We start from the raw sequence: 16,662 nt of genomic DNA, 5'->3' as shown, positions 1-16,662 counted from the left end.
CATGGGGTACGGAACAATACAGCGGGCCGCAGCACGGGTATTCCCGATGCTGCGGCCCGTCGGCGGACAGGCAAGAGCATAGATTATTCCACGCTCTTGCGCGTCATCAGACCGGTTTCAGCGCAATCGTGCGACGACGCTTGCTGCCGCCCTCCCCGTATCGGGTTTTCACATAGTCGTCGACGATGTCCTGGAAGGCGTCGGCAATATTGTCGCCCTTCAGGGTCACCGTCTTTTCGCCGTCCACATAGACCGGCGCGACCGGGACTTCGCCGGTGCCGGGCAGCGAGATGCCGATGTCCGCCAGCTTGCTTTCGCCCGGACCGTTCACCACGCAGCCCATGACCGCGACATTCATCATTTCAACGCCGGGATACTGCAGCCGCCAGATCGGCATCTGTTCGCGCAGATAGGTCTGGATCTGGTCGGCCAGCTCCTGGAACACCGTGCTGGTGGTGCGACCACAGCCCGGGCAGGCAGTCACCAGCGGCGTGAACGAACGCAGGCCCATCGTCTGCAGGATTTCCTGGGCGACGATGATTTCCCGGGTACGCGACTCGCCCGGTTGCGGCGTCAGCGAGACGCGGATGGTATCGCCGATGCCTTCCTGCAGCAGTACGGCCAGCGCCGCGGTCGACGCGACGATGCCCTTCGATCCCATGCCGGCCTCGGTCAGCCCGAGGTGCAGCGCGTAGTCGCAGCGGCGGCCCAGATCGCGGTAAACCGCAATCAGGTCCTGCACATGGCTGACCTTGCACGACAGGATGATCTGGTCCGGATCCAGCCCCAGTTCCACGGCCCTGGCGGCGTTTTCCAGCGCGGACACGATCAGCGCCTCGCGCATGACCGCCTCGGCCGGCAGCGGCTGCGGCCGGCGGCTGTTTTCATCCATCAGCCGGTTGGCGAGCGCCTGGTCGAGGCTGCCCCAGTTCACGCCGATCCGTACCGGTTTGTCCAGTTCGGCCGCCAGCCGGATCATGAACGAGAATTTCTCGTCGCCCTTGGCACCCCGGCCGACGTTGCCCGGGTTGATGCGGAACTTGGCCAGCGCCCGGGCGCAGTCGGGATAGTCGCGCAGCAGGCGATCGCCATTGAAATGGAAATCCCCCACCAGCGGCACGTTGCAGCCCATGTCGTCGAGGCGCTGACGGATTTCCGCCACCCGTGCCGCCGCTTCCGGCGAATTCACCGTGATGCGGACGATCTCGGAGCCGGCCTCGGCCAGTTCGGCGACCTGGGCCGCCGTGCCGGCGGCATCGGCGGTATCGGTATTGGTCATCGACTGCACGATGACGGGCGCGTCCCCGCCGACCAGTACATGGCCTACGCGCGCCTGTCTGGACACGCGCCGGGGGATGGGACTGCCGGTATCGATCATGGCTTACTCGAGAGTCAGTTTTGCCGTGCTGCCACGGATCTTGTCGGCCAGGTCGACCTTCTTGCCGTTGAAGTACAGTTCGGCCTGCTGGGCATTGCCGATCACGACCCGGTACGGCGGCTTGCCGGTCACGGTCTTCTCGGCACCAGCGGAAACCTTTTCGTACAGCAGCTTGTTGCCATCGGCATCCAGCACCGACACCCAGCTGTCGGTCTTGGCCAGAATGCGGACGGCGCCGGTTGCGGCCGGCGTTTCTGCCGCAGCCGCAGTCGGTGCCGGCGCGGTGGCCGTGTCGGCCGACGGAGTGGTCGGTGCGGCGGTATCGGTACCCGGAGCGGGTGCCGTCGACGTGTCCGGCGCCGGCGTTTCGGTCGTCGCGGGCGCCGCTTCAGGCACCTCGTCGGCCGGCGGCGTTTCGGCATCGGTCACCAGCGCACCGGCTTCCGGCTGCGCCATGTCCGCCACCGGGGCAGCCGGAGCAGTGTAGTTGACCAGGGCGCCATAGCCGATATAACCGGCAATGCCGAGCAGGGCCAGCAGCAGTACGCTCTTGACGACCCGGCCGCCATTGCCGCCCGACCGTGCCGGACGCGGCGCAACCGGTTCTGAGGCGGTCTGCTGTTCGGGGACCGGCGTTGCGGCGACTGCCGTGCTCGGCAGATGGCCGTCCAGCCAGGCCAGCAGCGGTGCGGCATCCATCTCCAGGAAACGTGCGTAGTTGCGCACAAAGCCTCGCGCGAAGGTCGGTCCTGGCAATTTGTCGTAATTGTCCGCCTCGATGGCTTCGATCTGTCGCTTCGACAGCTTGATCTGGTCGGCCACTTCCTGGATGGAAATGCCGCGCTTGATCCGCTCGTTGGACAGCATGACGCCGGCCGATTGCATCGGTGCGGCCGTTTCGCGGGGGATGTCACTGGTCATCTGGGGATTCCGCTCGTTGTACTGTTGAGCCGGGTCCGGGTCGGGACGACGGCACTTGAGTTCCAAAATTTACCGACTTCTTCACTGGTGTCCCCACACATCGCACCTGTGCGTTCGCGCCAACGGGAAGATCGACGGCAACGGGTCATGAACCGCCATTCTCCGTCAGCCAGCGAATCTTGCGTTTTGTCTTGTCCTGAACCTGTCCGGCCAGTTGCCCGCAGGCGGCATCGATATCGTCGCCGCGCGTTTTGCGGATCGTGGTGACATGGCCGGCATCCACCAGAATGTCGCGGAACGCGCGCACCGCATTGTTGCTCGATCGCTCGTACCCCGAGTTGGGGAACGGGTTGAACGGGATCAGGTTGAATTTGCATGGCACGTCGCGGACGAGGGCCACCAGTTGCCGGGCATGTTCCGGTCTGTCGTTCACCCCGTCAAGCATCACATATTCAAAGGTGACGAAATCGCGCGGTGCGCGCTCGAGGTAGCGTTGACAGGCTGCCAGCAGTTCGCGCAGCGGATATTTCCGGTTGATCGGCACGATCTCGTCGCGGATGGCGTCGTTCGGCGCGTGCAGGCTGACGGCCAGCGCGACCGGACAGTCCTCGCGCAGACGGTCCATGACCGGGACCATCCCGGACGTCGACACGGTGACGCGGCGGCGCGACAGCCCGTAACCATGGTCGTCGAGCATGATCTGCAGCGCGGCGACCACATTGTCGTAATTGGCGAGCGGTTCGCCCATGCCCATCATCACGACATTGGAGATGACGCGTTCGTTCTTCTGCGTCACCCCCAGGGATTTGTTTGCCCACCACAGCTGGCCGATGATCTCGGCAGTGGTGAGATTGCGGTTGAAGCCCTGGCGCCCGGTCGAGCAGAACGTGCATTCCAGCGCACAGCCGACCTGGCTCGACACGCACAGCGTGCCGCGCTCGTTCTCGGGAATGAAGACGGTTTCCACCCCGTTGCCGGTACCGACATCCAGCAGCCACTTGCGCGTGCCGTCGGTGGACTGCTGCTCGGCCATCAGGCTGGGCACGGTCACGCAGGCCGACTGTTCAAGCTTGGCGCGCAGGCTCTTGGCGAGATCGGTCATGGCGCCGAAATCGTTTTCGCCCATCTGGTGCATCCAGCGCATCACCTGTCTGGCGCGAAAAGGCTTTTCGCCCATGGCGGCGAAATGGTCGGTGAGTTGCGGGAGGGTGAAATCGAGCAGATTGGTCTTCATGGCACAACACGAGGTGAGAAGCCGCGCGGGACACCGTCCCGGCGCGGCAGGCGCGATCAGCGCGAGTAGACTTCCGAAGCGGCGAAGAAGTAGGCGATTTCGATCGCGGCGTTTTCAGCGCTGTCCGAACCGTGGACGGCGTTGGCGTCGATCGAGTCGGCGAAGTCGGCGCGGATGGTGCCCTTGTCGGCCTTTTTCGGGTCGGTGGCGCCCATCAGGTCACGGTTCTTCAGCACGGCGTTCTCGCCTTCCAGCGCCTGGATCATCACCGGGCCGGAGATCATGAACTGGACCAGGTCGTTGAAGAACGGACGTTCCTTGTGCACGGCGTAGAAGCCTTCGGCTTCGCTGCGGGACAGATGCTTCATCTTGGCGGCGACAACCTTCAGGCCAGCCGACTCGAAACGATCGTAGATCTTGCCGATCACGTTCTTGCCCACAGCGTCAGGCTTTACAATTGACAGGGTACGTTCGATTGCCATACAAAGTCTCCTCGACATGAATTCGGTATAAATTGGAAGGCACATGCCTTCGATGAACCCGATATTCTAGCAGTGTTGCGGCTCCGGCGTCGCGATTCGCACCGCCGTGGCTGACGAACGACAGACAACTGTTTCCAACCCGGGAGTCTGCGGGCCGGCCAATGGACAATGATCCGGCGGCACACCTGCCCTGCGGGCCGGTTTTGTACCCTGCCCGCCCAGACTCCCGCCGACGCCGGCGGGCCGCCCGCTTCACCCGCATGACCGGACTATGACCGAACCCACCGAGAAACCGACCCCCACCGTCTCCCGCAAGTCGCTGCTGATCGCGGCGGGCATCGTCACAACGGCGCTGATCGCCTGGCCGGTCTACAACAGCGTGACCCGCCCCGTCGCGCCGCCGGGCGGCGCGCCAGCAGCAAAGAGCGAAGGTATCATCACGCCGCCACATCCGGCGGCGGTGGAAACGGCACCGGACAGCGCGACGGAGAAGCCGGCCGAGCCCGCCCCGGCAGCCGAAGCGGCAGCCGAGCCGACGGCACCGGCCACCGAGGCACCGGCCCATGCGCCGGCCGAACCGGTGACGCCGGCCCAGCCCAAGGCCGCACCGGCGGCAGCACCGGCCGCCAGCGCCGCGCACCCCGCCGCCAGCAAGGCGACCGAGAAGCCGGCCGCACCGGCACCGAAAGCAGCAACCAGAGACAGCGCAACACCGCCCGCGAAAGCCGCCGCCAGGGAAACCGAAGCGCCGGTCGCAAAGAGTGCGCCCGCGCAGAAACCGGCAGCCACGGCCAAACCCGCTCCTGCCGCGGCCGCGGCGCCGACGCCGGTACCGTACCGTACCGCGCCGCCGACCGAGGCCGCACGTCCGGACGGCAGCTCGGTCGGTTACCGTATCCAGCTCGGCCTGTTCAGCAATCTCGACAATGCGACGGCACTGGTCCAGCGCCTGAAGAAGTCCGGGATCGCCGCCCAGTCGGAAACCCGGGTCAGCGTCGGCCCGTTCACGACCCGTGCCGAGGCGGACGAGGCAATGACGCAGCTGAAGGCCATGGGCCTGACCCCGCTGCTGGCACCGAATGGCAAGCTGTAGCAGCAGCTAGCGCGGCTGGAAGGCGATGATCGCCATGCCGGCCAGCGCGATGCCCGCCCCGGCCAGATCCCAGCCGGTCGGCCGCACGCCATCCACGCCCCACAGCCACAACAGCGCCACGCCGATATACACGCCGCCATATGCCGCATAGACGCGGCCGGCGGCGGCTTCGTGCAGGCTGAGCAGCCAGGCGAACAGCGCCAGGCTCAGCGCGGCCGGCAGCAGCACCCAGACCGGTGCGCCGCGTTTCAGCCACAGCCACGGCAGGTAGCAGCCGGCAATCTCCGCGACCGCCGTCAGCACATACAGCAGCAGGGTCTTCACAGCGCCAGATCGTCGACCGGCACCCGCTCGAACGGATCGCCCTGATGCGGCAGCGCCAGATATTCGCTGGTCTGCATTTCCGACAGCCGGCTCGCGGTGCGGAAGAACTCGCTGGCCTGCACCCCTTCGGTATACAGCGCATCCGCCTCGACTTCGGCCGACATCACCAGCTTGACCCGGCTGTCGTAGAACACGTCGACCAGCCAGGTAAAGCGTCGCGCTTCACTGGCCTGGCTGGCACTCAGCTTCGGCATGCCGGACACGAACACGGTGTGATAGGCACGGGCGATCTCGACATAGTCGGTCTGCGCACGCGGGCCGGCGCAGATTTCCATGAAGTCGAACCAGATCACGCCGGGCACATGCCGCACGCACTTCAGCTTGCGATCGAACAGCGTGATTTCGCGCTTCAGCGCCTTGCCCGGCGCCAGCCGGGTCCAGATTTCTTCCAGCCGTTCCTGGCTGCCGGCCAGTGGCGTCACATACAGCGGCTCACGGGTCAGTTCCCGGTGCCGGTAGTCGCGCCCCCCGTCGACGTTCAGCACATCCATCCACTCGTTGATCAGTGCGATGGTCGGCAGGAAATTCATCCGCTGCAGCCCGTTCGGATACAGCGCATCCGGCTGGTAATTCGAGGTCATGACAAAGATCACGCCATGCTCGAACAGCTCCTTCAGCAGCCGGGCGAGAATCATCGCGTCGGCAATGTCGGAGACGTGGAATTCGTCGAAGCACATCAGCCGTGTCCGCTCGGCGATGCGCCGCGCGACCGTGACCAGCGGATCGGCTTCGTTGGTCAGCGTCCGCAGTTCGGCATGCACTTCCATCATGAACTGGTGGAAATGCACGCGCCGCTTGCGCCGGTACGGCACGCACGCATAGAACGCATCCATCAGGAAGCTCTTGCCGCGACCGACCCCGCCCCAGAAGTACAGCCCGCGCGGCACTTCCGGATTGCGCAGGCTCTTGCCGAGGAAGCGGCCGCGCCGTTTCTTGAATTCCATCAGCTGGAAGTACAGCCGGTCCAGATGGTCGATGGCCTCGGCCTGGGCCGGGTCGACGATAAAGCCGGGGCGGCCCGCCAGCTGCTCGTACCAGGCTTTGGGTGACAACTGGGTATTCTGACCGGGAGAGAAAGCGTGTTGCGACATGCGAAAAGGGACGGGGAGGCAAAGCGGCAATCTAGCATAGCCGGGCGGGACAGGTCCGCGCAGGCAAAGAAAAAACCCGCCGGCAGGCGGGTTTTTCTTTGCAACGCAAAGGCGTTACAGGTCCTTGGCGTTTTCGGCCAGGTAGGACGCGACGCCGCTCGGGTCGGCCTTCATGCCCTTCTTGCCCTTGTTCCAGCCTGCCGGGCAGACTTCGCCGTTTTCTTCGAAGAACTGCAGCGCGTCGACCATGCGCAGTGCTTCGTCGATATTGCGGCCCAGCGGCAGGTCGTTGACGACCTGGTGACGGACCTGGCCGGCACGGTCGATCAGGAAGGTGCCACGGAAGGCCACGCCGCCTTCGGATTCGACGTCGAATGCCTGGGCAATTTCATGCTTGGTGTCGGCGACCAGCGTGTAGCCGACCTGGCCGATACCGCCCTTTTCCACCGGGGTGTTGCGCCAGGCGTTGTGGGTGAACTGGCTGTCGATCGACACGCCGATGACTTCGACGTTGTGCTTCTTGAACTCTTCCAGGCGGTGATCGAACGCGATCAGTTCCGACGGGCACACGAAGGTGAAGTCAAGCGGGTAGAAGAACACGACGGCGTACTTGCCGGCGGTCGCGCTCTTGAAATTGAAGTTGTCGACGATCTGGCCGTCGCCGAGCACGGCCGAGAAGGTCTTGTCAGCGTCAGCGAAGAACGGAGCCTGTTTACCAACCAGAACTGCCATGAGGGTCTCCTTGTTTGATGCGGGTAAAGTGGGCAGGTGCGCCCGATGTGATTGCCGACGTTATAACGAAGCGTCCCGGCGCGATCCAATTGATTCGGCTAATGGCGCGCATAGCGTGCGGCAATCAATGAATCCGGGCATATCCTCTTAGTAATGGGGCATGGCCGGGCTTTTTTCAAGGGCAGTGGCCATGCCGGCAAGCGGGCAAATAGGACAACATATTTGTCCGTATTGGCCGGGAGTGCTTTAATGGCGGTCTCGCTGAGAGACATTACAAAACCACAAGCCTGACGGTCGCCAGAACCGCACACGCGCCCCGAACGCGGCCCGCACTGACTGCATGCGTGATGTTTCATCCGACTCGCGCGCCCACACACATGCCCGCGCCATCCGCGCCCGCCTGGCAGCCAGTCCACGACCCGGTCACCGACGTGCCGACCAGGCTGGAGAAACCATCATGAGTGAACAACGCATTCGCTGCGCAGCCCTGCTCGACAGAGTCACTACCCCGGCCAAGGCCGCCGAACTGATCCGCGACGGCATGACCGTCGGCACCAGCGGGTTCACCCGCGCCGGCGACGCCAAGGAAGTCCCGATCGCGCTGGCCGAACGCGCCCGTACCGAGCCGCTGCACATCACGCTGATTACCGGCGCCTCGCTCGGCCACGACGTCGACAAGGTGCTGACCGAAGCCGGCGTGCTGGCCCGCCGCATGCCGTTCCAGGTCGATACCACGCTGCGCCGCGCGATCAATCGCGGCGAAGTGATGTTTATCGACCAGCATCTGTCGGAAACGGTCGAGCTGCTGCGCTCGAACCAGATCGGCCCGATGGACGTCGCCATCATCGAGGCGGTGGCCATCACCGAGGACGGCGGCATCGTGCCGACCACCTCGGTCGGCAACTCTGCCAGCTTCGCCATCCTGGCCGAGAAGGTGATCGTCGAGATCAACCTGAGCCAGTCGCCGGCACTGGAAGGCCTGCACGACATCTGGATTCCGAAACCGCGCCCGACCCGCGAGCCGCTGCCCATCGTCACCCCGCACGACCGCGTCGGCACCACTTCGGTGCATATCCCGCTGGAAAAGATCGCCGCCATCGTCATCACCGAGAAAGCAGACAGTGCGTCGACCGTGCTGCCGGCGGACGAAGACACGGCACTGATCGCCTCCCACCTGATCGAATTCCTCAAGCACGAAGTGTCGCGCGGTCGCCTGTCGGCACAACTGCCGCCGCTGCAGGCCGGCATCGGCACCATCGCCAATGCGGTGCTGGCCGGCTTCGTCAATGCACCGTTCGAGAACCTGACCATGTATTCGGAGGTGCTGCAGGATTCGACCTTCGACCTGATGGACTCGGGCAAGATGACTTTTGCCTCCGGCTCGTCGATCACGCTGTCGGCAGCCAAGCACAAGCAGGTGTTCCAGAACATGGACCGCTACCGCGACAAGCTGGTGCTGCGCCCGCAGGAGGTCAGCAACCATCCGGAAGTGATCCGCCGCCTCGGCCTGATCGCGCTGAATACCGCACTGGAAGTCGACATCTACGGCAATGTGAACTCGACCCACGTCGGCGGCACGCACATGATGAACGGCATCGGCGGCTCGGGCGACTTTGCCCGCAATGCCTATTTCGCCATTTTCGCCACCAAGTCGATCGCCAAGAACGGCAATGTCTCCAGCGTGGTGCCCATGGTGTCGCACTGCGACCACAACGAGCACGACGTGGACATCATCGTCACCGAGCAGGGTCTGGCCGACCTGCGCGGTCTGGCGCCGCGCGAACGGGCCAGGGTGATCATCGACAACTGTACCCACCCGCTGTACCGCGACCTGCTGCGCGATTACTACCGCGACGCACTGACGCTGGGCGGCCAGACGCCGCACCGGCTCGAACGCGCCTTCGAGCTGCATGTGCGCTACCGCGAAACCGGCTCGATGCTGGCCACCGCCGTCTAAGCCAGGCCCGGAACGACAAAAAGCCGACCCGTTACAGGTCGGCTTTTTTTCATGCCACGAGCCCGATAACTCAGGCGGTCGGCGTTTCTGCCTTCTGGCGCAGACGCAGGCTCAGTTCCTTGAGCTGCTTGTCGTCGACGACGTTCGGTGCATTGGTCAGCAGGCACTGTGCGCGCTGGGTCTTCGGGAACGCGATCACGTCGCGGATCGACTCCGCACCGGCCATCAGCGTCACCAGACGGTCGAGACCGAAGGCCAGGCCACCATGCGGCGGCGCGCCGAACTTCAGGTTGTCGAGCAGGAAGCCGAACTTGTTCTGCTGTTCCTCGGCCGAAATCTTCAGCGCGGAGAACACCTTTTCCTGCACTTCGGCACGGTGGATACGCACCGAACCGCCGCCGATTTCCCAGCCGTTCAGCACCATGTCGTAGGCACGGGCCAGGCAGTTGGCCGGATCGCTTTCCATCAGGTCTTCGTGACCCGGCTTCGGCGACGTGAACGGATGGTGGCAGGCCGTCCAGCGGTCTTCGTCCTCGTCGTACTCGAACATCGGGAAGTCGACCACCCACAGCGGGCGCCATTCGCGCACGAAGTAGCCGCCGGCCTCGCCGCGTGCGTGACCGATCTTCAGTCGCAGCGCGCCAATGGCTTCGTTCACCACCTTGGCCTTGTCGGCGCCAAAGAAGATGATGTCGCCGTTGTCGGCGCCGGTGCGGGTCATGATTTCGTTCAGCGCGTCGACCGACAGGAACTTGACGATCGGCGACTGCAGGCCGCTGGTTTCGTCATTGGTGATCTTGCTCTTGTCGTTGACCTTGATGTACGCCAGACCCTTGGCACCGTAGATGCTGACAAACTGGGTGTAGTCGTCGATTTCCTTGCGGCTGATGCTGGAACCGCCCGGCACGCGCAACGCCACCACGCGACCGTTCGGCAGATCGGCCGCCCCGCGGAAGACCTTGAACGTCTCGGTCTTCATCAGGTCGGTCAGCTCGGTGAACTTGAGGCTGACGCGCAGGTCCGGCTTGTCCGAACCGTAGTAGAACATCGCATCCTGATAGCTCATGCGCGGGAAATCGCCAAGCTCGACCTGCATCACGTCGCGGAAGATCTCGCGCGTCATGCCTTCGGTGATGTCCATGATCTCGCCCTCGTTCAGGAACGAGGTTTCCAGGTCGATCTGGGTGAATTCAGGCTGACGGTCGGCACGCAGGTCTTCGTCGCGGAAACACTTGGTGATCTGGTAGTAGCGGTCGAAGCCGGCCACCATCAGCAGCTGCTTGAACAGCTGCGGGCTTTGCGGCAGCGCGAAGAACGAGCCCGGATGCACGCGGCTCGGCACCAGGTAGTCGCGAGCGCCTTCCGGGGTCGAACGGCCGAGGATCGGCGTTTCGATGTCGATGAAGCCCTGCTTGTCCAGGTACTGGCGCACGCCCATCGCCACGCGGTAGCGCAGGCGCAGGTTCTTCTGCATGGCCGGACGGCGCAGGTCGATGACGCGGTTGGTCAGACGCACGGTTTCGGACAGGTTTTCGTCGTCAATCTGGAACGGCGGCGTGGCAGCCGTGTTCAGGATCTCGATGTCCTTGGCCAGGATTTCGATCTGGCCCGACACCAGACCGGTATTGACGGTCCCTTCCGGGCGATTGCGCACGATGCCGCTGATCGACAGCACGAATTCGTTGCGCGCGCTGTCGGCGGTGCTGAAGGCTTCCGGCGTGTCCGGATCGATGACGACCTGCACCAGACCCTCGCGGTCGCGCAGGTCGATGAAGATGACGCCGCCGTGGTCACGACGACGATGAACCCAGCCCTTGACCGTCACGGTCTGGCCGAGAAAGCGGGTGTCGATGAGTCCGCAGTAATCGGTACGCATGGTGTGCTGACTTTCGATTTTGGAGCACCCCGCCGGCCACACGGCCGGCAGGGCCCCCTGTTGGAATTAACGGGTTTTCTGTCCGGGCGTCACTACGCCCATCGAGATGATGTACTTGAGCGCGTCGTCCACGCTCATGTCCAGTTCATGGGTGTCGGCCTTCCGGACCATGACGAAATAGCCCGAGGTCGGGTTCGGCGTGGTCGGGACGTAGACGCTGACATATTCCTCGCCGCCCAGGTGCTCGATGACGCCCTTGCCCGGATGACCGGTCAGGAAGGCGATGGTCCAGGCATCCTGGTGCGGAAACTGCACCAGCAGCGCCTTGCGGAACGATTGTCCCGAGCCGGACAGCAGGGTGTCGCTGACCTGCTTGACGCTGGAGTAGATCGATTTCACCACCGGAATGCGCCCCATCAGCGCATCCCAGAAGCCGACCAGTTTCTGGCCGAGGATGTTGGCGGCGAACGCGCCGGTGAAAATCATCACCAGCAGCGCGAACAGCAGACCGAGGCCGGGAATGTGGAAGCCGATCAGCGACTGCGGCTGCCAGGAGCCCGGCAGCCAGTCCAGCGTCTGGTCCATGGTGCTGACGATCAGGTCGAGCACCCACAATGTCACCGCCAGCGGCAACCAGATCAGGAAACCGGTGACCAGGTAACCCTTCAGTGTAAGACGGACTCTCAGCATCGCTCAGCCGCAGCCTCCGCAACCGCCACCCTGTGCGGCGGACGCGGGACAGGCAGGCGCCTTGTTCTTGAAGTCGGTGGCGTAAAAACCGCCGCCTTTCAGCTGGAACCCGCCCACGGCGGACAACTGCTTGGCATAATCGCCGCCGCCGCATTGCGGGCAGGCGGCAATCGGGTCGGCGGACAGCTTCTGCAGGTGTTCCTGCTCGTGTCCGCAGCTCCCGCAGCGGTATTCATAGATCGGCATGACCGTCGTTCTCTCTGGCATGACCGTGTACATGGCACGGCGCTTGCGTTCGGTATCGGAAAAATGTCGGATGAGATATTGTCATGATGACATCTTGCTGCATTGCAGCAAAAATACCATACAGCCTGTATGCTTATACGGTATTTGCAAACGGCAAAGTATAGCGCACTGCCGGCGCAAAGAAAAAACGCTGCAACGCGTGACTGACCATGTCATCAGAGCGGCGTGGTTTAAGGTGTTTGTCATTAGCTGTTGTTATTTTATTGCTGTCATCCAGCACGGGAGCTTTACATGCAGAACCTGTCCAACGTCATCGCCGGCAAAAAAGGCCTTATCGTCGGCATCGCCAACGACAACTCCATCGCCTACGGTTGCGCCGAGGTCCTGAAGCAGTGCGGCGCCGAGTTCGCCGTCACCTACCTGAACGAGAAGGCCGAACGCTTTGTGCGCCCGCTGGCCGAATCGCTGGGCGCCGGCATCATCATGCCGATGGACGTCGAGGTCCCGGGCCAGCTGGAAGCCGTGTTCGCCGAGATCGAAAAGAAGTGGGGCAAGCTCGACTTCGTGATCCACTCGATCGCCTTCTGCCCGATGGACGACCTGCACGGCCGCGTGACCGACTGCTCGGCCGAAGGCTTTGGCCAGGCGATGCGCGTGTCGTGCTACTCGCTGATCGAGATGGCCCGACTGGCCGAACCGCTGATGACCGACGGCGGCACCATCGTCACCATGACCTACTACGGCGCCGACAAGGTAGTGGAGAACTATAACGTGATGGGCCCGGTCAAAGCCGCGCTGGAATCCACCGTCCGCTACCTGGCCGCCGAACTGGGCCGCAAGCGCATCCGCGTCAATGCCGTGTCGCCGGGACCGCTGCGCACCCGCGCCGCCAGCGGCATCGCCCACTTCGATCGCCTGATCGAGGATGCCATCGCCAAGACGCCGGAACACAAGCTGGTCGATATCGAAGATGTCGGCATGACCACCGCGTTCCTGATTTCCGACGCCGGCCGCGCGCTGACCGGCGAGACGGTCTACGTCGACCGCGGCTTCCACCACATGGTCTGATCACCCCGCCCCCCTTTCCACCGCTTAATCCAGGACCGTCACCATGAATCGAGACGAACGCGCCTTTGATCCCCTGATCGCCCAGGCCAAAGCCCATGGGGCGATCACCATGTCGGTCTGCCACCCGTGCAGCACGGAATCGCTGCTCGGCGCCATCGAGTCGGCCCAGCACGGGCTGATCGAGCCGATCCTGGTCGCCCCGCGCAGCAAGCTCGACAAGCTTGCCAACACGCTGGACATCGACCTCGGCCGTTATCGCGTCGTCGACGTCGAGCACAGCCATGCCGCGGCGGAAAAGGCCGTCGAGCTGGTCCGCAGCGGCGAAGCGCAGGCGCTGATGAAGGGCAGCCTGCATACCGACGAGTTCATGTCCGCCGCGCTGGACCGCAATCTCGGCATCCGCACCGACCGTCGCATCAGCCACGTGTTCATCATGCGGGTATCGACCTATCCGCGACCGCTGTTCATCACCGATGCGGCGATCAATATCGCGCCGAACCTGAAGACCAAGGTCGACATCACCCAGAACGCCATCGACCTGGCCCATGCGCTCGGCGTCCCCATGCCGAAGGTCGCCATTCTGGCAGCGGTGGAAATGGTCAATCCGGACATGCAGTCGACCATCGACGCGGCCTGCCTGTGCAAGATGGCCGATCGCGGCCAGATTCGCGGCGCCATGCTCGACGGCCCGCTGGCCTTCGACAACGCCATCTCGCACGAGGCGGCCGACACCAAGGGCATTCTGTCCAAGGTTGCCGGCGAGCCGGACATCCTGGTGGTGCCGGACCTGGAGTCGGGCAATATGCTGGCCAAGCAGCTGACCTATCTTGCCGACGCCGCGTCGGCCGGCATCGTGATGGGCGCCCGGGTGCCGATCGTGCTGACCAGCCGCGCCGAAGACGCGCACGGTCGCCTCGCATCGGCGGCGGTCGCCAATGTGCTGGCCCATTACCGGGCCGGAGGCAAGGCATGAGCTGCAATGTGTTGCTGGCGCTGAACGCAGGCTCCGCGACGCTGAAGTTCCGCTGCTTCCTGCCCGGCAGCGATGTCGCACTGGCCAAGGGGCTGGTCGATGGCGTCGGGCGCGGTCGCGCGCACCTGACGCTGACCGCTGCCGACGGCAGCGTGCTGGTCGACCAGTCGCTGGGGGAAAGCGGTCATGCCGCCGCGCTGGGTGCGGTGCTGGCCCAGCTGGATACGCATGGCTGGCACCCGGTGGCCGTGGTTCACCGCATCGTCCACGGCGGCACCCGCTTCCGCCAGGCGACACGGCTGGATACCGCCACCATCGATGCCCTGCGCGAACTGTCGTCACTGGCGCCGCTGCACCAGCCGGTGGCGCTGGCCGCCATCGACGCGCTGACCACCATCGCCCCGGATACGCCGCAGATCGGCTGCTTCGATACCGCGTTCCACACCACCCAGGACCCGCTGGCCGCCCGCTTCGGCATTGCCCGCCACTGGCATGACCGGGGCGTGCAGCGCTACGGCTTCCACGGTCTGTCGTATGCCACCATTGCCCACAAGCTGCCGGCGCTGATCGGCCCCGACGCCGCCGAACAGCGGGTGGTGGTGCTGCACCTCGGCAGTGGTGCCAGCGCCTGCGCGCTGCACCAGCGCCGCAGCGTGGCCAGCAGCATGGGCTTCTCGGCCGCCGACGGGCTGTTGATGAGCACCCGCCCTGGCGGTCTCGATCCCGAGGTGGTGCTGTACTGGCAGGAACAGGCCGGCATGAACGTCGCCAATGTGCGCAGCGAGATCTACAAGCGTTCGGGCTTGCTGGGGGTATCCGGCATCTCGGCCGACATGCGCGACCTGCAGGACAACGACCGGCCGGAAGCGAACGAGGCGGTGGAGCTGTTCTGCTACCGTGCAGCGCGCGAAGTCGGTGCACTGGCGGTCCAGGCCGGCGGACTCGACCACATCGTGTTCACCGCCGGCATCGGCGAGCGCAGCACGCCGGTCCGTCGTCGCATCGTCGAACGGCTGTCCTGGCTCGGCTTCCAGCTGGACGCGGCGGCCAACGACAGCAATGCGCTGCGGATCTCGACCGTGGACAGCCCGCGTGGCATCTGGGTGATTCCGACCGACGAGGAAGGCCAGATGGCGCGCGAAGCCGCCGCACTGATCCCGGCCTGAAGCCGTCAGACAGGAAAAGTCCCCGGAACGCTTCGTTCCGGGGGCCCGGACTGTTCATAAAGGCGGGCACCGACGTTCACCATGGCGTGTCGGTGCAGGCCCGACTGACAGAAACTGTCGTGCACGGCAGTCTGCCTGATGGAATCCTGTCTCTTCCGTTCCCGCCGCCGCGGGAAACCCCCGCTTCGCTCGTCCGTTCTTCGTGAACGGGGTTGATGGACAGTCTGAACCGCCGTGAGGAAAGCTCACGGCGGTTTTTTGCTTTCTCCTGGCCGCGCCCGCTACATCTCCAGCCAGTCGGTCAGCATCAGGCCGATGCCGAGCGAACTGTTGGCGTGGTTGTAGTCAATCAGGCTTTCGCCATAGCCGTTCACGTACTGGACGAAGCCGCGCAGGCGGCCATGGATCGGAAAGCTGTATTCAAGCTGCAGCATGCCCTTGCCGGTCGCCGCATTGAGCCGGCCCAGCGCCGAGAAGGTGTGCGAACCGTCGCGGCTGTAGATCAGCTGGACGTCACCATGCCCCATGTAGTCGGTAATGTCCGGGTTGTCGCCCCCGCCGCCTTCCGGCAGCCGGTACCAGGCGCGACCGAGCACCGTCCACGGCCCGCGTTCGAGGCCGGCCATGGCGTAGATCCGGTTCCAGCTGCGCGACAGCGGGTCGTCCTGACCATTCGACTGGTGGACCAGGCCGCCGCCGACCATCGCCAGCTTCCAGCCCCACAGCGACTGGCTGGTCGGTACGGTCAGCATCAATTCCGGCTCATAGTCGGTGTTGCGGAACGGCGACGACTGCGACTTGTTGTACACCTGCCAGTGCGATTGCTGGGTATAGCCGAACCACAGGTCGGCCGGGGTATCGAACATGTCCTGCCACAGCTTGGTCTTGAACGAAATCTGGAACTTGGCTTCGGTGTTCTGCACCGCATCGAACAGCGGCGTCTGCGGCTGGCTTGGCGACTGGGCACGATTGCTCGGATTGAAGTTCTGCCACACCGGCAGCACGTAGTTGGGCCGGTAGGCGCGCAGGGTGAAGGTGCCCCGCTTGTCCGAGGTGTCGAGATCCCACAGCCGCGTCAGCGGCGTGCGCCAGGCGACGACCGGCTCTGCGGGTGTCGTCGCCGTGTCGGTGCTGTTCTGCACTTCCCCGGTGGTCGGAGCGCTGGCAGCCTGGGCCGCACGTTCGGCCGGTGGCGCCGTCGGGTCCGGCGGCTGCGCGGTCAGGCTGTCATAACAGGTCAGCCGGGCGGCATCCTCGCCGAGCGCGCGACAGTGTGCCAGCGCATCGGTCAGCGGGACCGCCGCCTGTGCGGCGCCGGCCAGCACCATACAGGGCAGCAAGAGAGGCAATCGCATGATGGACAGTCTCCGT

The 16,662-nt window shown here is 64.5% G+C and carries 16 protein-coding genes; 5 read left to right on the top strand and 11 right to left on the bottom strand.

All coding sequences use genetic code 11. From position 1 onward, the window contains the following. Positions 1-106 precede the first annotated feature (106 nt). The 4 genes from ispG to ndk all read right to left on the bottom strand — a co-directional run bounded on the left by ispG (position 107) and on the right by ndk (position 4,015). The gene (gene ispG / locus ACYVG8_RS13300; RefSeq protein ID WP_199489871.1) at positions 107-1,378 is read right to left on the bottom strand and encodes a flavodoxin-dependent (E)-4-hydroxy-3-methylbut-2-enyl-diphosphate synthase; all 1,272 of its coding nucleotides are present in this window, start codon (positions 1,376-1,378) and stop codon (positions 107-109) included. A 3-nt stretch (positions 1,379-1,381) separates the two neighbouring features. Beyond that, positions 1,382-2,299 (bottom strand): helix-turn-helix domain-containing protein, encoded by a 918-nt coding sequence (locus ACYVG8_RS13295; RefSeq protein ID WP_028499961.1) that lies wholly within the window; start codon positions 2,297-2,299, stop codon positions 1,382-1,384. 145 nt (positions 2,300-2,444) lie between these two features. Beyond that, positions 2,445-3,533: a dual-specificity RNA methyltransferase RlmN gene (gene rlmN, locus ACYVG8_RS13290; protein WP_028499960.1), complete on the bottom strand. Its 1,089-nt coding sequence runs from the start codon at positions 3,531-3,533 to the stop codon at positions 2,445-2,447. Between the two features lie 56 nt (positions 3,534-3,589). Then, the gene (ndk, locus tag ACYVG8_RS13285; RefSeq protein WP_028499959.1) at positions 3,590-4,015 is read right to left on the bottom strand and encodes a nucleoside-diphosphate kinase; all 426 of its coding nucleotides are present in this window, start codon (positions 4,013-4,015) and stop codon (positions 3,590-3,592) included. 271 nt (positions 4,016-4,286) lie between these two features. Here ndk and ACYVG8_RS13280 point away from each other — a divergent pair, with 271 nt between their 5' ends. After that, entirely contained in the window at positions 4,287-5,108 is an 822-nt protein-coding gene (locus tag ACYVG8_RS13280; RefSeq protein ID WP_051528988.1) for an SPOR domain-containing protein, read from the top strand. Positions 5,109-5,114: 6 nt separating this feature from the next. On the opposite strand, the gene ACYVG8_RS13275 is transcribed toward ACYVG8_RS13280, so the two are convergent. The 3 genes from ACYVG8_RS13275 to ACYVG8_RS13265 all read right to left on the bottom strand — a co-directional run bounded on the left by ACYVG8_RS13275 (position 5,115) and on the right by ACYVG8_RS13265 (position 7,315). Then, positions 5,115-5,432, bottom strand: a complete 318-nt coding sequence (locus ACYVG8_RS13275) for a YnfA family protein (protein ID WP_028499958.1) — start codon at positions 5,430-5,432, stop codon at positions 5,115-5,117. Beyond that, a complete protein-coding gene (gene zapE / locus ACYVG8_RS13270) occupies positions 5,429-6,583 on the bottom strand; it encodes a cell division protein ZapE (RefSeq protein WP_199489872.1) in 1,155 nt (384 codons plus the stop codon). The genes ACYVG8_RS13275 and zapE overlap by 4 nt, the downstream gene beginning before the upstream one ends. Before the next feature lie 114 nt (positions 6,584-6,697). Then, a complete protein-coding gene (locus ACYVG8_RS13265) occupies positions 6,698-7,315 on the bottom strand; it encodes a peroxiredoxin (RefSeq protein WP_107888667.1) in 618 nt (205 codons plus the stop codon). A 457-nt stretch (positions 7,316-7,772) separates the two neighbouring features. On the opposite strand from ACYVG8_RS13265, the gene ACYVG8_RS13260 reads away from it, so the two are divergent. Continuing rightward, positions 7,773-9,272: an acetyl-CoA hydrolase/transferase family protein gene (locus ACYVG8_RS13260; RefSeq protein ID WP_028499955.1), complete on the top strand. Its 1,500-nt coding sequence runs from the start codon at positions 7,773-7,775 to the stop codon at positions 9,270-9,272. Between the two features lie 70 nt (positions 9,273-9,342). Here the strand turns inward: ACYVG8_RS13260 and aspS are convergent, their stop codons facing one another. From aspS to ACYVG8_RS13245, 3 genes are all read right to left on the bottom strand, one after another. Next, positions 9,343-11,148, bottom strand: coding sequence for an aspartate--tRNA ligase (aspS, locus tag ACYVG8_RS13255; RefSeq protein ID WP_028499954.1), 1,806 nt, complete (start codon positions 11,146-11,148; stop codon positions 9,343-9,345). 66 nt (positions 11,149-11,214) lie between these two features. Next, positions 11,215-11,838 (bottom strand): DUF502 domain-containing protein, encoded by a 624-nt coding sequence (locus ACYVG8_RS13250; protein ID WP_036386489.1) that lies wholly within the window; start codon positions 11,836-11,838, stop codon positions 11,215-11,217. 3 nt (positions 11,839-11,841) lie between these two features. Next, the gene (locus tag ACYVG8_RS13245) at positions 11,842-12,084 is read right to left on the bottom strand and encodes an FmdB family zinc ribbon protein (protein WP_028499952.1); all 243 of its coding nucleotides are present in this window, start codon (positions 12,082-12,084) and stop codon (positions 11,842-11,844) included. 291 nt (positions 12,085-12,375) lie between these two features. Between ACYVG8_RS13245 and fabI the strand changes: the two genes are divergently transcribed. The 3 genes from fabI to ACYVG8_RS13230 are packed head-to-tail and all read left to right on the top strand — an operon-like array spanning position 12,376 to position 15,291. Continuing rightward, positions 12,376-13,152: an enoyl-ACP reductase FabI gene (fabI, locus tag ACYVG8_RS13240; protein ID WP_028499951.1), complete on the top strand. Its 777-nt coding sequence runs from the start codon at positions 12,376-12,378 to the stop codon at positions 13,150-13,152. 43 nt (positions 13,153-13,195) lie between these two features. Continuing rightward, positions 13,196-14,125, top strand: coding sequence for a bifunctional enoyl-CoA hydratase/phosphate acetyltransferase (locus ACYVG8_RS13235; protein ID WP_028499950.1), 930 nt, complete (start codon positions 13,196-13,198; stop codon positions 14,123-14,125). Next, positions 14,122-15,291 (top strand): acetate/propionate family kinase, encoded by a 1,170-nt coding sequence (locus tag ACYVG8_RS13230; RefSeq protein ID WP_028499949.1) that lies wholly within the window; start codon positions 14,122-14,124, stop codon positions 15,289-15,291. Before ACYVG8_RS13235 ends, ACYVG8_RS13230 begins: the two co-directional genes overlap by 4 nt. A 281-nt stretch (positions 15,292-15,572) precedes the next feature. Here ACYVG8_RS13230 and ACYVG8_RS13225 read toward each other — a convergent pair whose 3' ends face one another. Next, positions 15,573-16,646, bottom strand: coding sequence for a phospholipase A (locus ACYVG8_RS13225; RefSeq protein ID WP_028499948.1), 1,074 nt, complete (start codon positions 16,644-16,646; stop codon positions 15,573-15,575). Positions 16,647-16,662 lie beyond the last annotated feature (16 nt).

It is taken from the genome of Microvirgula curvata (genome assembly GCF_054781615.1).
Note: the sequence above shows the minus strand (reverse complement) of the source record. Positions and strands in the feature narration are given on the sequence as shown.

What these genes read in the sequence shown, in the direction of transcription:
- ispG (WP_199489871.1), bottom strand. Translation starts at nt 1,378, where the DNA reads ATGATCGATACCGGCAGTCCCATCCCCCGGCGCGTGTCCAGACAGGCG.
- ACYVG8_RS13295 (WP_028499961.1), bottom strand. Translation starts at nt 2,299, where the DNA reads ATGACCAGTGACATCCCCCGCGAAACGGCCGCACCGATGCAATCGGCC.
- rlmN (WP_028499960.1), bottom strand. Translation starts at nt 3,533, where the DNA reads ATGAAGACCAATCTGCTCGATTTCACCCTCCCGCAACTCACCGACCAT.
- ndk (WP_028499959.1), bottom strand. Translation starts at nt 4,015, where the DNA reads ATGGCAATCGAACGTACCCTGTCAATTGTAAAGCCTGACGCTGTGGGC.
- ACYVG8_RS13280 (WP_051528988.1), top strand. Translation starts at nt 4,287, where the DNA reads ATGACCGAACCCACCGAGAAACCGACCCCCACCGTCTCCCGCAAGTCG.
- zapE (WP_199489872.1), bottom strand. Translation starts at nt 6,583, where the DNA reads ATGTCGCAACACGCTTTCTCTCCCGGTCAGAATACCCAGTTGTCACCC.
- ACYVG8_RS13265 (WP_107888667.1), bottom strand. Translation starts at nt 7,315, where the DNA reads ATGGCAGTTCTGGTTGGTAAACAGGCTCCGTTCTTCGCTGACGCTGAC.
- ACYVG8_RS13260 (WP_028499955.1), top strand. Translation starts at nt 7,773, where the DNA reads ATGAGTGAACAACGCATTCGCTGCGCAGCCCTGCTCGACAGAGTCACT.
- aspS (WP_028499954.1), bottom strand. Translation starts at nt 11,148, where the DNA reads ATGCGTACCGATTACTGCGGACTCATCGACACCCGCTTTCTCGGCCAG.
- ACYVG8_RS13250 (WP_036386489.1), bottom strand. Translation starts at nt 11,838, where the DNA reads ATGCTGAGAGTCCGTCTTACACTGAAGGGTTACCTGGTCACCGGTTTC.
- ACYVG8_RS13245 (WP_028499952.1), bottom strand. Translation starts at nt 12,084, where the DNA reads ATGCCGATCTATGAATACCGCTGCGGGAGCTGCGGACACGAGCAGGAA.
- fabI (WP_028499951.1), top strand. Translation starts at nt 12,376, where the DNA reads ATGCAGAACCTGTCCAACGTCATCGCCGGCAAAAAAGGCCTTATCGTC.
- ACYVG8_RS13235 (WP_028499950.1), top strand. Translation starts at nt 13,196, where the DNA reads ATGAATCGAGACGAACGCGCCTTTGATCCCCTGATCGCCCAGGCCAAA.
- ACYVG8_RS13230 (WP_028499949.1), top strand. Translation starts at nt 14,122, where the DNA reads ATGAGCTGCAATGTGTTGCTGGCGCTGAACGCAGGCTCCGCGACGCTG.
- ACYVG8_RS13225 (WP_028499948.1), bottom strand. Translation starts at nt 16,646, where the DNA reads ATGCGATTGCCTCTCTTGCTGCCCTGTATGGTGCTGGCCGGCGCCGCA.